The organism is Pseudoalteromonas sp. NZS71_1 (genome assembly GCF_015864305.1).
Taxonomy (GTDB): Bacteria; Pseudomonadota; Gammaproteobacteria; order Enterobacterales; family Alteromonadaceae; genus Pseudoalteromonas; species Pseudoalteromonas arctica.
In genome coordinates this window covers 182,614-199,994 of sequence record NZ_JADYXM010000002.1, presented here as the reverse complement: position 1 = coordinate 199,994, position 17,381 = coordinate 182,614, and the positions used below count along the sequence as shown (strand labels likewise).

Genomic DNA, 17,381 nt, shown 5'->3' with positions numbered 1-17,381 from the left:
ACGCATTATGGTAGCTACACGACAATCACATCAACAAGATGAGACAACAGATTTTAGCACTCGGCTTTCATTTCTTGCCTTGTCTGAAGAAAAAACAGAGCTACTTACTAAAGCGCAAGCGCTCTGCGTAAAATGTGATAATGAAAGCAGGCAAACTACTGCAATCGAAATGGTTGAAATTTTAGCTGAGCTAAATCTCGACCCCGAATCGTTAGCTACTGCGTATTTAACCCCGTATTTTTTAAACGATTTAATATCACTAGAAACCATAGAAGAGCAGCTTGGTAGTAATATAGCCATGCTGTTAACTGGGGTTGCACAAATGGCCACTATTAGTACTTTATCGCATCAAGGTAAAGGAACTATGCAAGTTGATAATATTCGAAAAATGTTATTAACCATGGTTGAAGATGTGCGCGCCGTGGTCATTAAGCTTGCCGAGCAGGTATGTCATTTACGTAATGTAAAAAATGCGGATGAAGAAGACCGCGTCATTGCCGCTAAAGAAACGGCTGATATTTTTGCACCATTGGCAAACAGATTAGGAATAGGGCAATTAAAGTGGGAACTGGAAGATTTATCGTTTAGATATTTGCACCCAGGCACCTATAAAAGCATAGCCAAACAACTTGACGACAAACGTCTTACGCGCGAAGCCTATATGGAAGATATGGTTGAGCAAGTAAAAAACCGTTTAAGTGAAGCGGGCATAGAGGCCCAAGTTTATGGCCGCCCCAAGCACATTTACAGCATTTATAAAAAAATGCAGCAAAAAAACTACGAGTTTGATCAGCTTTTTGATATTCGTGCAATGCGTATCGTTGTTGAACGCCTACAAGATTGTTATGGAGCGCTGGGTATTGTGCACACCAATTGGCGTCATCTTAATAAAGAGTTTGACGACTATGTAGCAACCCCAAAACAAAACGGCTATCAGTCAATCCATACCGTAGTATTTGGGCCTGAAGGTAAAACAGTAGAAATACAAATTCGTACCAGCGATATGCATCAAGATGCTGAGTTGGGTGTGGCTGCACACTGGATGTACAAAGAAGGTGCATTACCGGGACGCGGCTCGGGTTATGAGCAAAAAATTAGCTGGTTGCGTAAGTTACTTCAATGGCAAGAAGAAGTGGTTGATGGTGGCGATTTAGCAGAAGAGCTTAAAAACCAAGTAGTAGAAGACCGCGTATACATATTTACCCCAAGCGGCGATATTATCGATTTACCACTTGGCGCTACACCACTTGATTTTGCTTACTACATTCACTCAAATGTAGGGCATCGTTGTATTGGCGCAAAAATTTTCGGCAAAATAGTGCCGTTCACGCATCAACTTACAACTGGGGATCAGGTAGAAATACTGACCCAAAAACAACCAAATCCAAGTCGTGATTGGTTAAACCCGTCATTAGGATACATTAAGTCATCGCGCGCTAGAGCCAAAATTCATCACTGGTTTAAACAGCTCGACCGCGACAAAAACTTAAGTGCGGGGAAAGAAATTCTCGACAGTGAATTACAAAAGCTTAATTTAACATACAAAGATTTAGAGCCAGCCATCAAGCGTTTTAATTTTAAAGAACTTGATGACTTAATGGTTGCAATTGGTGCGGGCGATGTACGCCTCAATCAAATGCTTAACTTTGTAAGTGATCGGACAGAAGATGAACCGGTTATTCGTATTAAAGCGCCTAGCAAAGTAACCGGTGACAAAAACGGCATAGTGGTTGATGGCGTTGGTAGCTTAATGAGCCATGTAGCAAAATGCTGTCGTCCTGTCCCTGGCGATGAAATAATAGGTTATATAACGCAAGGTCGAGGGATAGGTGTTCATAAGGAAGACTGTGATTCGTTTAATAACTTAAAAAATCAGCATCCAGAGCGTGTTATTTCGGTAAGTTGGTCTGATGATATCAACGGCTCGTACGCACTAAGTATTAAAATAGAAGCAACCGATCGTTCTGGGCTAATACGCGATATAAGCTCAGTACTTGCTAACGAAAAAGTAAATGTTTTAAATATGAACGTAAATACGGTTGAAGATAATCAGTTAGCTATATTTACGATGCAAATAGAAGTACATGACTTATCGGGTACTAACCGTGTTCTTTCTAAGTTACACCAAATTGAAGGTGTACACGATGCCAAGCGTGGTCATTAATCATGAATGATAATGCAGCGCTTACACAACTTCTTAGCATAATGAAAACACTGCGAGATCCCAAGGGCGGTTGCCCGTGGGATCTTAAACAAGATTTTAAATCTATTGTGCCGCATACACTAGAAGAAGCATACGAAGTTGCCGACTGTATTGAGTCAGGCAACTTAGATGAGCTTAAAGGTGAATTGGGTGATTTGTTATTTCAAATTATTTTTTATGCGCAGCTTGCACAAGAGCAAAATCTATTTGATTTTAATGATCTAGTAGATCAATTAAACGATAAGCTTACACGTCGTCACCCGCATGTATTTGGCGATAAAAAAGAGCTAACAGATAAGCAGCTATCGCAGCAGTGGCAAACAATCAAAACACAAGAACGCAGTGCTAGAGCGCAAACAGAATCACCTTCTTTTTGGCAAGATATTCCTGCCAATATGCCAAGCTTAAGTAAAGCTAAAAAAATTCAACAACGCGTTGCCGCACTTGGTTTCGATTGGCCAACGTATCACGGTGCACTTAATAAAGTGAGCGAAGAAGTGCTTGAAGTAAAAGAAGCGATTGAGCAAGACCCGTTATCTGATCATACAGCGGAAGAGCTCGGCGACTTACTTTTTGCCACTGTTAATGTTGTACGCCATGTTAAACGAGATCCCGAACAACTGCTTCGTAGCGCTAATGATAAGTTTTCAGCGCGTTTTGAAAAGGTAAACGCCTATTTGCATGCGCAAGGTAAAAGCTTAGATACAGCCACCTTTGAAGAAATGGACAGTGCGTGGGATGCGATTAAAAAAGTAAAATAGGCTTAATGTTAAATAGTGCACATTTTTTGTGCGCGCATTAGCTAATTTTAGCTGGATTGATAAGCAGTGTTTTGGTACAATTTCGCCCCGTCTTGATGATATACCCTTAGGCTCTTCTTTGGGTGTTATATTCCTTTTAATTCCTGATATTCTAGGGTTCGCATGAGTACAAAATTTATCTTCGTTACTGGCGGAGTTGTTTCTTCGTTGGGTAAAGGTATTGCCGCAGCTTCACTGGCCGCTATTTTAGAAGCCCGTGGTTTAAATGTTACCATTTTAAAGCTGGATCCTTACATCAACGTTGACCCAGGCACAATGAGCCCAATTCAACACGGTGAAGTTTACGTTACAGAAGACGGCGCAGAAACTGACCTTGATTTAGGTCACTACGAGCGTTTTATTCGTACCAAAATGACTAGTCGTAATAACTTCACACAAGGCCGTGTATATGAAGACGTATTACGTCGTGAGCGCCGTGGTGAATACCTAGGCGCTACTATTCAGGTTATTCCACATATCACTAACGATATTAAGCAACGTGTATACGACGGTGCTGAAGGTTATGATATTGCTATTGTAGAAATTGGCGGCACTGTAGGTGATATAGAATCACAACCGTTTATTGAAGCAATTCGTCAGATGGGAACTGAAATTGGCCGCGAACGCGCGCTATTTATTCACTTAACGTTAGTGCCATTTTTAGGCCCTGCAGGTGAAGTTAAAACAAAACCAACCCAGCACTCTGTTAAAGAGTTACGCTCAGTAGGTATTCAGCCAGATATTCTTATTTGTCGTTCAGACCGTAAACTACCTAATAATGAGCGTGCAAAAATCTCATTATTCACAAACGTAGAAGAAAAAGCGGTTATTTCATTACCTGACGTAGACAGCATTTATAAAATTCCAGCGCTATTAAAAACGCAAGAATTAGATAACTTCGTATGTCGTCGTTTTCACTTAGATCCACCAGAAGCTGATTTAGCTGAGTGGGAACAAGTACTTTATCAAGAGTCTAACCCAACGGGTGAAGTGACAATTGGTATGGTTGGTAAATACACTGAATTACCAGATGCGTACAAATCGGTTAACGAAGCATTAAAGCATGCGGGCCTTAAAAACCGTTTAACAATTAATATTCAATACGTAGATTCACAAGATCTTGAAAGCAAAGGTGTTGAGCTGTTATCTAATTTAGACGCTATTTTAGTGCCAGGTGGATTTGGCGGACGTGGTGTTGAGGGTAAAATCTTAGCGGCTAAATACGCACGTGAAAATAAAGTACCATACCTAGGTATTTGTTTAGGTATGCAAGTAGCATTAATTGAATATGCACGTAATGTTGCAGGCTTAACGGATGCAAACTCTACAGAGTTTAATGCAAATTCAGAAGCGCCAGTAGTTGGCTTAATTACTGAATGGCTAGATGCAGAAGGTAATGTTGAAACACGTAGCGAAAAATCTGATTTAGGTGGCACTATGCGTTTAGGCGCACAAAAATGTCATTTAACGCCAGGTTCTAAAGTACGCGAAGTATATGGCAGCGACGAAATAGTTGAACGTCATCGTCATCGCTACGAAGTAAATAATAACTTTGTAGAAATACTTGAAAAAGCAGGCTTAAGCTTTACTGGTTTATCAGAAGATAAAAAACTGGTAGAAATTATCGAAAATAAAGATCACCCATGGTTTATTGCCGCGCAGTTCCACCCGGAATTCACGTCAACTCCACGTGATGGTCATCCGTTGTTTGAAGGGTTTGTAGCAGCCGCGCATATCCACCAAAAAGCGAATTCGTAATTTTAAAAGCCGTGCATATTGCACGGCTTTTTTGTTTTAAGGGCTGACTAAGCTATATAAAACGTAGTAAAGTTAGCTGAACTCACCATTTTGGGAATATAGAGGAATCAAGATGTCAGAAATCGTAAAAGTAATCGGTCGCGAAATTATGGACTCGCGTGGTAACCCAACTGTTGAAGCAGACGTACATTTAGCAGATGGCTCTTGGGGTCGTGCAGCAGCACCTTCAGGCGCATCTACTGGTACTCGTGAAGCATTAGAGTTACGCGACGGTGATAAATCACGTTACTTAGGTAAAGGTGTATTAAAAGCAGTTGGTTATATCAATAACGAAATTGCTGATGCTTTAAAAGGCCAAAGTGCATTAGATCAAAGCGCTGTAGATAAAGTGATGCTAGATTTAGACGGTACCGAAAATAAAGAAAAATTAGGTGCAAACGCAATCTTAGCTGTATCACTAGCAACTGCAAAAGCAGCTGCACAGTCTAAAAAAGTTGAGCTTTATGAACATATCGCTGACTTAAACGGCACGCCAGGTGTTTACTCTATGCCACTTCCAATGATGAACATCATCAATGGTGGTGAACATGCAGATAACTCTGTAGATATTCAAGAATTCATGATCCAACCTGTTGGCGCTAAAAACTTCCGCGAAGGCCTACGTATGGGTGCTGAAGTATTCCATAGCCTTGCTAAAGTACTTAAAGCTGATGGTCATTCAACAGCGGTTGGCGATGAAGGTGGTTTTGCACCTAACCTTGCATCTAACGAAGCGGCTCTTGCTGCAATTAAAGTAGCTGTTGCAAACGCAGGTTACGAGCTAGGTAAAGATATTACTTTAGCGATGGATTGTGCTGCATCTGAGTTCTACGACAAAGAAGCAAATATCTACGACCTTAAGGGTGAAGGCAAAAAATTCACTTCTGAAGAATTTAACTTCTTCTTACAAGATCTTACTAATCAGTACCCAATCGTTTCTATTGAAGATGGTCTTGATGAGTCTGATTGGGATGGCTTTGCACATCAAACTAAACTAATGGGTGATAAAATCCAATTAGTAGGTGATGATTTATTTGTAACAAATACTAAGATTTTAAAACGTGGTATCGACAACGGTATTGCTAACTCAATCTTAATTAAGTTTAACCAAATCGGTTCTTTAACTGAAACTTTAGCTGCAATCAAAATGGCTAAAGACGCTGGTTTTACTGTTGTTATTTCTCACCGTTCTGGTGAAACTGAAGATTCAACAATTGCTGATTTAGCTGTTGGTACTGCTGCAGGTCAAATTAAAACAGGTTCATTGAGCCGTTCTGACCGTGTTGCAAAGTACAACCAATTGCTACGTATTGAAGAGCAATTAGGTGATAAAGCACCGTACAACGGTCTTAAAGAAGTTAAAGGTCAGTAATTCTATTTTATATAGAATCTAATTTTTAATTTTAGATGATAAAATCCTCGCATAAGCGGGGATTTTTTATGCCTGATACTTTTTCAAAGAGATGAGAATAAGTTGTAGGGTTAAGCTTGCTGGCGCGCGCACAGAGCGAAAGAGGGTGGCGGCAATAATATTAAAGGTTACTTAAGTTTTAATATTTTATAACACAGTTAAAGCTGAAACTGCTGCTTTAAAATATCACCTGTAAAACTGGTTTTTAAGTAAAAGCCACGGGGTAGGGTTTTAATTATTTGCCCATTTGGACCAATAGCATCAGTCACTATTTTGCTATGAGCTGCTTTAGGGCGTATTTGCATCGCATCGCCTAAATGGCCTGATATTTCGTCGACTCTACCTAGCGCAATTAGCTCCATTTGCTCTTCCCAGTCGCGCTGTAATAAAGCGTCCTGTTCAGGTGAGGGTTGCCACAAAAAGCCGCTGCCAATGGTTCTATCAAACGGGGCAATATCACGTTCGCTTAAAATTGGCAGCCATAAAACATGATTTAGTTTTTTACGTACAGAGCTGGTATGCCACGTCATTCCTGTAACGTTCATTAAAGGTGTAACCGATACAAACGTAGTTTCCAGTGGCCTACCTTTATAGGAAATAGGGAGTGTTTTTAGCTCAATTCCTAAATCTTCAAAATCCGGAAGTGGTTTTGAGCCCGCAGTAGCACCTAGTACGTATTCAATTAACTGACCAGTCCAACCTTTTTCGCGCAGTAAATCATCTGGCGTTTTAAAATTATACTTGTTAGCAAGCTGCCCTAGAGTTAATCCGGCAATATTATTAACGCGTTGCATTAAATCGTTAATTGAGTGTGGTTTTGTAGGTCGCATGTCATGCCAATTTTATTAAAATATGAATATTATAGAGGTTTAATAACTCACTAACTACGTTGAAATTACTTATGCGGAGAAACTGCATATGATAGTTTTTTGTTATTGAGCTACTTTTTATTGCGATTATAAGTATCAATTCAACGTAATCAGTATTCTTAATTTCGGTTGTATAAATATCATAGCCATGATAGCAAATAGGCTAAGCCGTGGATATCTCTAGAGTTGTGTGTTTTTTGCCCGCTTGTTGTTTGGGTTAATTTTGAGCATATTGAAATTAAGCTGCTTTACTTTAAGTTACTGACTCAGTTGGTTTTTTTAATGTTGTACATTCAGTTTTGATTAAGCAATTTAAAAGTTGTAAGGATAAATACAACTATATGAACATGTTTATCCACAGAATCTGTGGAGAAGCCAAGTTTTTGGATCTAATATTGTGGATTTGTTTGCAAAATGAGCGTGTTTTACAAAAGTTATGCACAAACTGTGAGTAACTAGAGGAAAACAAGAACCGCAATAGCCTTGTTAAGTTATTTTCCAAATATTTACCCACTCTCCATAATTTATCAATGTACTAAAAGCTCAAACTTAGCTTACTAATCGGGTTGGGTATAATAGTATTTGCCGTATTGCGGCTAATGTGGAACAATCATTAAAAATCGACTTACAAATGAGGCACTAAGGTGATTGATGCCGAAGGTTTTCGTGCCAATGTCGGAATTGTGATTTGCAATAATCAGGGACAGGTTTTTTGGGCCAGACGTTATGGTCAACACTCTTGGCAATTTCCCCAAGGTGGTGTTGATGATGGCGAAACTGCAGAACAAACCATGTACCGTGAATTACACGAAGAAGTAGGGTTGCGACCAGAAGATGTAGAAATAGTCGCAAGCTCAAAACATTGGTTACGCTATAAATTACCCAAACGATTAATCCGCCGAGACTCTAGTCCGGTGTGTATTGGGCAAAAACAAAAATGGTTTTTACTAAAATTACGCTGTAAAGACGAAGATGTAAATTTACTTAAAACCCATCATCCTGAATTTGATGATTGGCGCTGGGTAAGTTATTGGTATCCTGTAAGACAGGTTGTATCGTTTAAACGGGATGTTTATCGACGTGTAATGAAAGAGTTTGCTCCTTTCGCCATGCCTTTTAATAAGAGAGAACAACATAAAGATCATTGGCGAAGTAAAAGGTAGTTAACTAGGTAACCTGAACTCTGGATAATAAATCTATCTCGAGCAGCTATTTTCAGCGCTAACTACGTTGAATTTACTTGCAATAGGCCAGCTATTGACGCGTAAGTTCGCCTTGTTTTCACTGAAAATCTCTGGCTAGAGAAAATAAAGTTAAATATCACCATGACTCAACACATTAGTAAATATCTTAACCAGGGTTCAGGTTAAGTATAAAATAAAGGAGCAGGACATGCTGGCTACACTGAGATCTATTGCGGAGTCTGTATCGCGACAAGCGAATTTAGACAGCGCATTAGTGTGCTTTGTGCAAATGGTTAAAGATGCCATGAAAACCCAGTGCTGCTCCATTTATTTTGCAGATTACAGCCAAGACAATTTTGTACTTATGGCAACCGAAGGGCTAAACCCCGATGCGGTAGGTAAGTTTAGAATTGGTTTTACCGAAGGTTTAGTTGGCCTAGTGGCGCAACGCGAAGAACCTATTAATATTGCATTTGCTAAATCGCATCCTCGTTTTAAGCTCTCCCCCGAAGTAAACGAAGAAGGCTACAACGCTTTTTTATCTGTACCCGTTGTTCATCAAAAAAAAGTACTGGGCGTTATTGTTGTCCAACAAAAAATGGCACGTGTATTTAGCCAAGACGAAGAGTCGTTTTTAATAACGCTTTCTGCTCAACTTGCTTCACAGTTAGCGCATGCTGAAATTAAAGAAATACTACGCCAAGATGAGTCATCTCATCAAACGTCTGTTTTAAAAGGTGTATCTAGCGCGCCAGGAATAGGTATAGGACAAGCATTTGTTGTATTACCAAAACTTGATTTTAAATCTATTGAGCTTTTAAAAGACAGTGACGTCACTGAGCAGCGCCGTTTATTTACTCAAGCTGTAGCTGCAACGCGCAAAGAATTTAATACCCTATCGATGACGCTAAGCGATTCTATTCCGCACGAAGCTCTTGCGGTATTTGATGTGTATCAACAACTGCTTGATGCTAAAAGTTTAGGGCATAATGTTGAAATGCAATTACAAGAAGGGTGGTGTGCTAAAAGCGCCCTAAAAATTGTAATAGAGCGTTTAATATCTCAATTTAATGCCATGCAAGACCCTTATATAAAAGAGCGTGCTGTTGACGTTAAAGACATTGGTCTTCGCGTATTACACCACCTTGTAAATACCGAGCACGCTGTTAAAAATTATCCGGCCAACACTATTTTAATTGCTAATACCTTAACACCCGCCATGCTTGCTGAAGTGCCAAAAGGTCACTTAACAGGCGTTGTAAGCGTAAATGGCTCTGCAAATAGCCATGCTTCTATATTAACGCGTGCGATGGGGATCCCTGCCATTTGGGGTATAGAGGATTTACCTCTACTGCAGTTTAATGGCAAACCGATGATTTTAGATGCATTTGCTGGGCGTTTATATATATCGCCTTCACAAATGCTGATGGACGAATACACAGAGTTACAGCATCAAGATAACCTACTTAATAACCGCTTTTTAGCTGAGCAAGACTCAGAATCAATTACGCTTGACGGTGAACATGTTAGCTTATTATTAAACGCAGGCCTTGAGCTTAATACCGAGCAAAGTAGCGCGCATATTTGTGACGGTGTGGGGCTTTATCGAACCGAAGCGTGGTTTATGCAAAAGGGTCAGTTTCCTTCGCAATCAGAGCAAGAAAATTGGTACCGAGAAGTACTAACTAGCTATCATCCTAATCCTGTGGTTATGCGTACATTGGATATTGGGGGCGATAAGGTACTTGATTACTTTAATATTACCGAAGAAAACCCATTTTTAGGTTGGCGTGGGATTCGTATTAGCCTTGATCATCCAGAGTTATTTTTAGATCAACTAAAAGCGATGCTTAAAGCAAATATTGGTTTGGGTAATTTAAAAATAATGCTCCCTATGATCAGTGGCACTGAAGAAGTTGATGAGTCACTTGCGTTATTTGAACAGGCTTATTTTGAGTTAAGTGAAAAATACCCAGAGCAAACCATAGAAAGACCCGACATAGGAATAATGCTGGAAGTGCCTTCAAGTGTATTTATGCTTCCTGAGTGGTCAAAAAAAGTCGATTTTTGCTCAGTAGGCAGTAACGATTTAACACAGTATTTATTAGCAGTAGACAGAGCTAACGCACGTGTAGCCGAACTTTTTAACCCTTATCACCCAGGTGTACTAAGAGTACTAAATAAAGTGGCGCACGAATGTGAGCAATATGAACTGCCATTTAGTTTGTGTGGTGAACTAGGCGGCGATCCTGAAGGTGCTATTTTGCTTATTGCCATGGGTTACAGACGCCTGAGTATGAATTTATCATCGCTTAATAAAGTGAAGTGGGTACTTAGGCGTTTAAATGTCAGTGACATGGAACAACTACTAAGTGAATGTTTAGCGCAATCCACTGCCAAACAAGTACTACGTTTAACGCGAAGCTTTATGCTAGAGCATAAATTAGGTGATTTGTTTTACACCCCCAAATAAGCTTGTACACCTAATTAATTGCAATACACAGATGCTATTAGTTTTATAATCCTTTAATATATAAACCTTAAAAGGGTATTTGAGATTACTATGTATGACTTAGGTTTGTTAGTCGCAAGCTGCGCACTACTAGGCTGTATTGTTGGGTTTTTAGCTGGGTTACTAGGCATTGGCGGCGGTTTAATTATCGTTCCAGTACTAAGCACTCTGCTACTCTCATTTAATGTAACGTCGGCTGATCATGTATTAGTAATTGCTATTGCAACCTCACTCGCTTCTATTTTATTTACTTCAACGTCTTCAGCGCTGGCTCATCATAAAAATGATAATGTGCCTTGGGCAATCGCCCCGTGGGTTATGTCGGGTGTGGCTTTAGGTGCACTCATTAGTGGCTTTGCAGCAAGTTTAATCCCTGAACAAATATTACGTACAGTGTTTGCTATAAGTGTTGTATTTATTGCAGCAAGAATGGTGCTCTCCGCGCGTAATAAACCGATGTCAGAAAAACCGTTGCCGGCTGGTCCTATTTTAGGGGGCGTTTCTGCAATAATGGGCGGGTTATCAGGTTTAATAGGGATTGGCGGCGGAGCTTTAATAGTACCGATGCTTAATTATTTTTCGGTTGATATAAAAAAAGCAATTGGCTGCGCGGCAGCGTGCGGAATTGTTATTGCATTATTTGGCTCTATTGGTTACATCAGCGCAGGCTGGCATGTTACCGATTTAGAGCATGGTTTTGCCGGGTTTGTTTATTTACCTGCATTATTTGGGATTGTTATTACCTCGTGGTTTGTTGCGCCCATTGGCGCCAAAGCAACTCACTATTTACCTGTTAATACAATTAAGAAAGTTTTCGCGGTGCTGCTTGTAGTTATCGCAATTAAAATGGTTTTTAGCTAAAGGTTTATTTTTTATGGCACTTGAGTTTCCTCAAATTGATCCAATTATTTTTTCTGTTGGACCGCTAAGCGTACGTTGGTATGGCTTAATGTACTTAATAGGTTTTGCATTTGCGATGTGGTTTGCTAATCGTCAAGCGTCAAAGCCAAATTCGGGTTGGACTAAAGACCAAGTAAGCGATTTACTGTTTTACGGCATGTTAGGGGTAATACTAGGTGGGCGTATTGGCTACGTATTGTTTTACCAGTTTAGTTATTTTATAGAAAACCCACTGTATTTATTTAGGATAGATCAGGGCGGTATGTCGTTCCATGGTGGAACACTTGGCGTTATAACCGCCGTCGCAATTTTTTCGTGGACGCGTAAAAAGTCACTGCTTCAAGTAGGCGACTTTGTTGCACCACTGGTTCCTGTAGGGCTTTTAGCAGGGCGTATTGGTAACTTTATAAACGGTGAGTTATGGGGCCGAGTTACCGACGTGCCATGGGCAATGGTATTTCCAACGGGCGGTCCGCTTGCGCGTCACCCATCGCAGTTATACGAAGCATTTTTCGAAGGCTTAGTGCTGTTTTTAATCCTGCAATGGTTTATTAAAAAACCACGTCCAGCAGGGAGTGTAGCCGGTGTATTTTTATTAGGTTACGGCGTGTTTAGATTCTGTATTGAATATTTCCGCCAACCCGATGCACAACTAGGTTTATTTGCCGACTTTATTTCAATGGGACAAATACTTTCACTTCCTATGATAGTAGGTGGTTTAGGCTTATTAATTTGGGCATACAAGCAACCACAACACGTTAAAACAGCTAAGGCATAATAAGAAAAGCATGAAACAATATTTAAAATTATGTCAGCGTATTGTTGACGAAGGTCAGTGGGTCGAAAACAAACGTACCGGTACGCGTTGTTTAACCGTTATTAATGCCGATTTAGAATACGATGTGGCTAATAATAAGTTTCCAATGATCACGACGCGTAAAAGTTACTACAAAGCAGCTATCGCCGAATTGCTAGGTTATTTACGCGGTTACGACAGCGCTGAGCAGTTTCGAGAAATTGGCTGTAAAACATGGGATGCCAATGCGAACGATAACAGCGCATGGCTTAATAATCCTAACCGTAAAGGTGAGGATGACATGGGGCGTGTTTATGGCGTACAAGGCCGTGGTTGGCAACGTCCAGATGGCTCAACGCTTGATCAGCTTTCCAAAGTTATTAATAACTTAAAAAATGGCATTGATGACCGTGGTGAAATAATCACGTTTTATAATCCAGGTGAGTTTGAGCTTGGTTGTTTGCGCCCGTGTATGCATACGCACACTTTTTCGTTACTTGGCGATACGCTATATTTAACGTCATACCAGCGAAGCTGTGATGTGCCACTTGGCCTTAATTTTAATCAAATTCAGTGTTTTGTATTGCTTGCGTTAGTGGCTCAAATTACCGGCCATAAAGCGGGTAAGGCGTATCATAAAATTGCTAATGCACATATTTACGAAAACCAACTTGAACTGATGCGAGACGTGCAGTTAACGCGTGAGCCATTTGACTCACCTCAGTTAAAAATTAATCCAGAAATTAAATCATTAGAAGACATAGAAACGTGGGTAACACGAGACGACTTTGAAGTAATAGGCTATCAATGCCACGAAGCGATTCAATATCCATTTTCAGTATAATAAAAGATTAAGGAAAACATAAAATGAAAGCAGTGATCCCAGTAGCGGGCCTTGGTACTCGTATGTTACCAGCCACTAAAGCAATTCCTAAAGAAATGCTGCCAGTGGTAGACCGTCCTTTAATTCAATATGTAGTAAACGAAGCCGTTGCTGCAGGAATTAAAGAAATAGTGTTAGTAACGCACTCAAGTAAAAATTCAATCGAAAATCACTTCGATACAAGTTTTGAACTAGAAGCTACTTTAGAAAAGCGTGTTAAGCGGCAACTACTTGCCGAAGTGCAAGCAATTTGCCCTAAAGACGTAACCATTATTCACGTACGCCAAGGTGAAGCAAAAGGCTTAGGCCATGCTATTAGTTGTGCAGCGCCTATTATTGGTAACGAACCGTTTGTAGTTATTTTACCAGATGTAATTATTGACGATGTAGAGAGCGATCTTAAAAAAGATAACTTAGCAGAAATGATCGCTAATTTTGAGAAAACCAAGCACAGCCAAATTATGGTAGAACCAGTACCAATGGCACAAGTTAACCAGTTTGGTGTGGTTGATTTAGGTGATGTTGACTTAAAGCAAGGTGAAAGCTCACCAATTCTTAATATGGTAGAAAAGCCGCCAGTAGATGAAGCTCCATCAAACTTAGCTGTAGTGGGTCGATACGTATTAAGCGAAAATATCTGGCCGTTACTTGCAAAAACTCCGCAAGGTGCAGGCGACGAAATTCAATTAACTGACGCAATTGCGATGTTAATGGAACACGAAAAAGTAGATGCATACGCTATAAAAGGCCGTAGCCACGATTGTGGAAGTAAAATTGGTTACTTAAAAGCAACGATTGAGTTTGCACTTCGTCGCGATGAATTTGCCGATGAATTAAAATCATTTATTAAAAAACTGATTTAACAGTTAACGTAAAACATGAAAGGCGCCTATATCGGCGCCTTTTTTTATGAGTTTTATCAGGATCAAAATAAGAAAAGGAATAGCTCTAAAATAAAAGTTTTTAAGTCATTACAGACATATTGTTATTTATGTTGTAAAGTTTGTGTTAATTGGCATTGAATTTGTATTAAATAATGCTCTCAAGGAAGGGGGGGAGTATGCAGCGTTGTGTTTTACGAAATACTGACAAGCATGCGAAGAGCTAAGTTTTATAGCTCACAGCTTAAATAAAGTTAAACGCTTTCTTGTGAGAATGTTTAACTGAAATGTAGTGTAAAAACACTGCTTTCAGGACAACTAATATATGTTTATATATAAAAAAAATAACATTGGGCTTTTACTTAGCTTGCTAATGCTTTTATTTGGTACAGCATGCAGCGTCTCGCCTGAAATAAAAACCATTGATGAACAACCTCAAAGTAACTCGCCTGACTACGTATCAATTACAGCCCTTGAACTTGCACAGCTAAAAGATGCCGCAATGCAGTGGCAACAAGCTCGTGAAGGTATAGAGCGAATTTTAAGATTAGAAAAAGAAATAACTTACCTCGTAAATCATATCGATATTATAAACAGCAAAGCTATTGCGCAGTCTAATCAAGGGTATAGCAGCAAGTCTGTACGCTCACCACGAAACACACGTAATGTTAAATCACGCCAACAAGTTAAACAAAATTACAGTAATAAAAAACAAACTGTAAAATTAAATAAACCTAAACATGTATTTGCTTTACAGGTAGCTTCGGTTGACTCAGAGCAAGGTGTGGCTAAAGCATGGCAAGAGCTAAATACTAAAGCAGCACCGTTGTTTAGAGACAAAATATTGACTAACGTAGAAACCGCCAAAATAAACGACAAAATGTTTTACAGGCTAAAACTTGGCTCTTACCAAAACTTTAAAAATGCAAAAGCAGACTGTGACGTATTCAAGTTGTACAAACTCGATTGCATAGTAAGTAACTATACCGATAAGCCAGTAAGGCTTTAGCGCACAGCATGTAATATCAATCTACAATAATACCTAATCAATTTGAAGGATTAGACCTGACGCTAACTTCGCTAATAATTTTTGATATACGACGGCATGTATGCCGGAGTTAGAGCAATGCAGCAACAATTAGTGATACCAACTAAATGATGAAATTTTGCCTTGTTATCGATATGGCTTTTCTTACCTCAAAATAGACTACTTAATTAAAAAGTTGCTATAAAGTGGCGCAAAATTTGCTTTGATTTATTATCTTGGTTAGTAGAGTGCATTTTGCAATGCGGTATTTTAAGTCTTGTCATTTAATATCAGTTTTATTCTTATCTTTTTATTTATATGGATGTAGCAGCGCAACTGTAAATAACGAGAGCGTGCAGCATTCTTTAATAACTGATAAACAAGTAAAAGAGTATGTTTCGCAGTGGCACTTACAGCAAGAAAGCATTGGTCGTTTAACTGCTATGGAAGATGATTTACAGCTATTAATTATGGCGTTATCGTCTCAAAGTGAATTAACTGAAAACCCGCCTTTACTCATGCAAAGTAAAACCGATATCACCTATGGTAATCAGCCTTCACAGAATTTGGAACCGACGGCACTAAATAACACTCCCGAAGTAAAAACACCAAACTTACAAAATTCAGAACTCACCTTAACAGATGAAACTAAAATTGGAGCACAGCTTGGTTGGTATTTAAAGCCAGAGCTTGTTAAAGCAAGAGTCGAAAGGCTTAAGCAATTATACCCCAGTGCATTTACTCAATTTAATTTTACTATGTTTGAACGTAAAAATAATAATATGACTTTGTATGGATTACGTGTAGGTCCATTTAAAAACGATGCTCAAGTAAGTGCGTTTTGTTATTTAGCTAATCAGCTTGATCAAGTATGTAATATTGCTGCTTTTGTCGGAAAACCAATATAATTAATAAATTAGGCCTTTTAAACTTATATAGTATTAAAGTATTTGTACTAATAGTCGATACTAACTATAGTTGGGCAAATATTTGATAAAGCCCATTTTCTTATAAGGATTTAGCATGAAGTTTTATTTATCTGCATTAGCTGTAGCCACCGTGGTCAGCTCGTTTAGCACTTATGCTGCTACAGAGTCATTTGAAGCGAAAGTAACAGTACAAAATGCTGTAGTACTCACAAAAGATAACGATTTAAATTTTGGTACTATTCGTGCTATTTCAGATCCATTAGGCGCCGAACAAGCAACGCTGACAGTTAATCCTGATCCAGCTGCTAGCAATGTTACTTCACAAGATAATCCAACTGGTAACGCTGCGAGTATCTCAATAATTGAAGGTGGTGAAGCGGGCGCTTTTAGTGTTTCAGATGTAGTACCAAATTCTATTTTAACCATTAGCGACCCATTAAATACTTTAGTACAACCTTTAGCTGGTCAAGGGTTGAATGAACCTGATTTTACTGTAGGTGCTTGGACTTACTTTATAACGAGCGGCACTAATGCTGGTGGATTATATACAAGTGCTACGCCCAACCTACAAGCTGGCGTTGATGGCGCTGTATCATTTAATATAGGCGCGACTCTTTCTACTTCATCAAACGCATCAAGTGTGGATTACCCTGATGGTGAGTATTCTGGTAGCTTTAATATTGAAGTGTCATATTAATTAGTGTTTAAACAAACAATGCGCTTTTTGTATGTTTCTGCTTGGCTTTCGTTAATGTTTAGCGAGCAAGCCTATAGCGCAAGCATACAACAAGAAGCGCTTAATTTTGGCACTTTAGTTATCCCTCAAAATAATACTTTAAGCTCTATAACCATTAGCCATGAAGGTGAAATAATCACATTTGGTAGTATTTACGTATTAACTGAGGGTAATCCCGCAGAACTTTTATTTACTGATTTACCTCCCCTTACTCAAATATCGTTTAACAAAACGAGTGACTCTACATTGCAAAGTGAAGCGCTAGGAGCTAATAGTGCCAAGTTTTCGGTTGTATTAGTGGATTTACCAAGAACGCAAACTAGCGATGAATTTGGAGAGCTTTTACTCAAAGTAGGTGGCCGTTTAATAACGACAGGGACTAGCCAAAGTTACTTAGATGGTAGTTTTATTACTGACACCCAATTAGAAATTACGATTGATTACTAAAGGAAA

The 17,381-nt window shown here is 39.2% G+C and carries 15 protein-coding genes; 14 read left to right on the top strand and 1 reads right to left on the bottom strand.

The features are described 5' to 3' along the window. Positions 1-7 precede the first annotated feature (7 nt). The 4 genes from relA to eno all read left to right on the top strand — a co-directional run bounded on the left by relA (position 8) and on the right by eno (position 6,172). On the top strand, positions 8-2,164 hold the full coding sequence (gene relA / locus I6F43_RS03770) for a GTP diphosphokinase (protein WP_010553214.1): 2,157 nt from the start codon (positions 8-10) through the stop codon (positions 2,162-2,164). 2 nt (positions 2,165-2,166) lie between these two features. After that, positions 2,167-2,964, top strand: a complete 798-nt coding sequence (mazG, locus tag I6F43_RS03765) for a nucleoside triphosphate pyrophosphohydrolase (protein ID WP_197101086.1) — start codon at positions 2,167-2,169, stop codon at positions 2,962-2,964. A 162-nt stretch (positions 2,965-3,126) separates the two neighbouring features. Next, the gene (locus tag I6F43_RS03760; RefSeq protein WP_169044253.1) at positions 3,127-4,761 is read left to right on the top strand and encodes a CTP synthase; all 1,635 of its coding nucleotides are present in this window, start codon (positions 3,127-3,129) and stop codon (positions 4,759-4,761) included. A 112-nt stretch (positions 4,762-4,873) separates the two neighbouring features. Further along, on the top strand, positions 4,874-6,172 hold the full coding sequence (gene eno / locus I6F43_RS03755; protein ID WP_024589994.1) for a phosphopyruvate hydratase: 1,299 nt from the start codon (positions 4,874-4,876) through the stop codon (positions 6,170-6,172). A gap of 197 nt (positions 6,173-6,369) precedes the next feature. Here eno and mutH read toward each other — a convergent pair whose 3' ends face one another. After that, positions 6,370-7,041: a DNA mismatch repair endonuclease MutH gene (mutH, locus tag I6F43_RS03750; RefSeq protein ID WP_024589993.1), complete on the bottom strand. Its 672-nt coding sequence runs from the start codon at positions 7,039-7,041 to the stop codon at positions 6,370-6,372. Between the two features lie 683 nt (positions 7,042-7,724). On the opposite strand from mutH, the gene rppH reads away from it, so the two are divergent. The 10 genes from rppH to I6F43_RS03700 all read left to right on the top strand — a co-directional run bounded on the left by rppH (position 7,725) and on the right by I6F43_RS03700 (position 17,375). Continuing rightward, positions 7,725-8,243, top strand: a complete 519-nt coding sequence (gene rppH, locus I6F43_RS03745) for an RNA pyrophosphohydrolase (protein ID WP_002958704.1) — start codon at positions 7,725-7,727, stop codon at positions 8,241-8,243. Positions 8,244-8,472: 229 nt separating this feature from the next. Next, positions 8,473-10,737, top strand: a complete 2,265-nt coding sequence (gene ptsP, locus I6F43_RS03740) for a phosphoenolpyruvate--protein phosphotransferase (RefSeq protein WP_007583118.1) — start codon at positions 8,473-8,475, stop codon at positions 10,735-10,737. A gap of 90 nt (positions 10,738-10,827) precedes the next feature. Then, positions 10,828-11,637 (top strand): sulfite exporter TauE/SafE family protein, encoded by an 810-nt coding sequence (locus tag I6F43_RS03735; protein WP_024589991.1) that lies wholly within the window; start codon positions 10,828-10,830, stop codon positions 11,635-11,637. 13 nt (positions 11,638-11,650) lie between these two features. Next, positions 11,651-12,454 (top strand): prolipoprotein diacylglyceryl transferase, encoded by an 804-nt coding sequence (gene lgt / locus I6F43_RS03730; protein ID WP_007583122.1) that lies wholly within the window; start codon positions 11,651-11,653, stop codon positions 12,452-12,454. 10 nt (positions 12,455-12,464) lie between these two features. Beyond that, positions 12,465-13,316 carry a thymidylate synthase gene (locus tag I6F43_RS03725; RefSeq protein WP_197101084.1) on the top strand — a complete coding sequence of 284 codons (852 nt, stop codon included), beginning with the start codon at positions 12,465-12,467 and terminating at the stop codon, positions 13,314-13,316. A 23-nt stretch (positions 13,317-13,339) separates the two neighbouring features. Beyond that, positions 13,340-14,218, top strand: coding sequence for a UTP--glucose-1-phosphate uridylyltransferase GalU (galU, locus tag I6F43_RS03720; RefSeq protein WP_007583126.1), 879 nt, complete (start codon positions 13,340-13,342; stop codon positions 14,216-14,218). Between the two features lie 343 nt (positions 14,219-14,561). Then, the gene (locus I6F43_RS03715; RefSeq protein WP_165734528.1) at positions 14,562-15,245 is read left to right on the top strand and encodes an SPOR domain-containing protein; all 684 of its coding nucleotides are present in this window, start codon (positions 14,562-14,564) and stop codon (positions 15,243-15,245) included. A gap of 371 nt (positions 15,246-15,616) precedes the next feature. Further along, positions 15,617-16,171 (top strand): SPOR domain-containing protein, encoded by a 555-nt coding sequence (locus I6F43_RS03710; RefSeq protein WP_007583130.1) that lies wholly within the window; start codon positions 15,617-15,619, stop codon positions 16,169-16,171. A 115-nt stretch (positions 16,172-16,286) separates the two neighbouring features. After that, on the top strand, positions 16,287-16,889 hold the full coding sequence (locus I6F43_RS03705; protein WP_165727552.1) for a DUF4402 domain-containing protein: 603 nt from the start codon (positions 16,287-16,289) through the stop codon (positions 16,887-16,889). Between the two features lie 3 nt (positions 16,890-16,892). Continuing rightward, on the top strand, positions 16,893-17,375 hold the full coding sequence (locus I6F43_RS03700) for a DUF4402 domain-containing protein (protein ID WP_197101082.1): 483 nt from the start codon (positions 16,893-16,895) through the stop codon (positions 17,373-17,375). The last annotated feature ends 6 nt before the right edge of the window (positions 17,376-17,381 follow it).

Excerpts from the sequence above, each read along its gene's own strand:
- mutH (WP_024589993.1), bottom strand. The coding sequence starts at position 7,041 with ATGCGACCTACAAAACCACACTCAATTAACGATTTAATGCAACGCGTT.
- lgt (WP_007583122.1), top strand. The coding sequence starts at position 11,651 with ATGGCACTTGAGTTTCCTCAAATTGATCCAATTATTTTTTCTGTTGGA.
- galU (WP_007583126.1), top strand. The coding sequence starts at position 13,340 with ATGAAAGCAGTGATCCCAGTAGCGGGCCTTGGTACTCGTATGTTACCA.
- I6F43_RS03705 (WP_165727552.1), top strand. The coding sequence starts at position 16,287 with ATGAAGTTTTATTTATCTGCATTAGCTGTAGCCACCGTGGTCAGCTCG.
- eno (WP_024589994.1), top strand. The coding sequence starts at position 4,874 with ATGTCAGAAATCGTAAAAGTAATCGGTCGCGAAATTATGGACTCGCGT.
- I6F43_RS03735 (WP_024589991.1), top strand. The coding sequence starts at position 10,828 with ATGTATGACTTAGGTTTGTTAGTCGCAAGCTGCGCACTACTAGGCTGT.
- relA (WP_010553214.1), top strand. The coding sequence starts at position 8 with ATGGTAGCTACACGACAATCACATCAACAAGATGAGACAACAGATTTT.
- I6F43_RS03715 (WP_165734528.1), top strand. The coding sequence starts at position 14,562 with ATGTTTATATATAAAAAAAATAACATTGGGCTTTTACTTAGCTTGCTA.
- I6F43_RS03725 (WP_197101084.1), top strand. The coding sequence starts at position 12,465 with ATGAAACAATATTTAAAATTATGTCAGCGTATTGTTGACGAAGGTCAG.
- mazG (WP_197101086.1), top strand. The coding sequence starts at position 2,167 with ATGAATGATAATGCAGCGCTTACACAACTTCTTAGCATAATGAAAACA.
- I6F43_RS03760 (WP_169044253.1), top strand. The coding sequence starts at position 3,127 with ATGAGTACAAAATTTATCTTCGTTACTGGCGGAGTTGTTTCTTCGTTG.
- ptsP (WP_007583118.1), top strand. The coding sequence starts at position 8,473 with ATGCTGGCTACACTGAGATCTATTGCGGAGTCTGTATCGCGACAAGCG.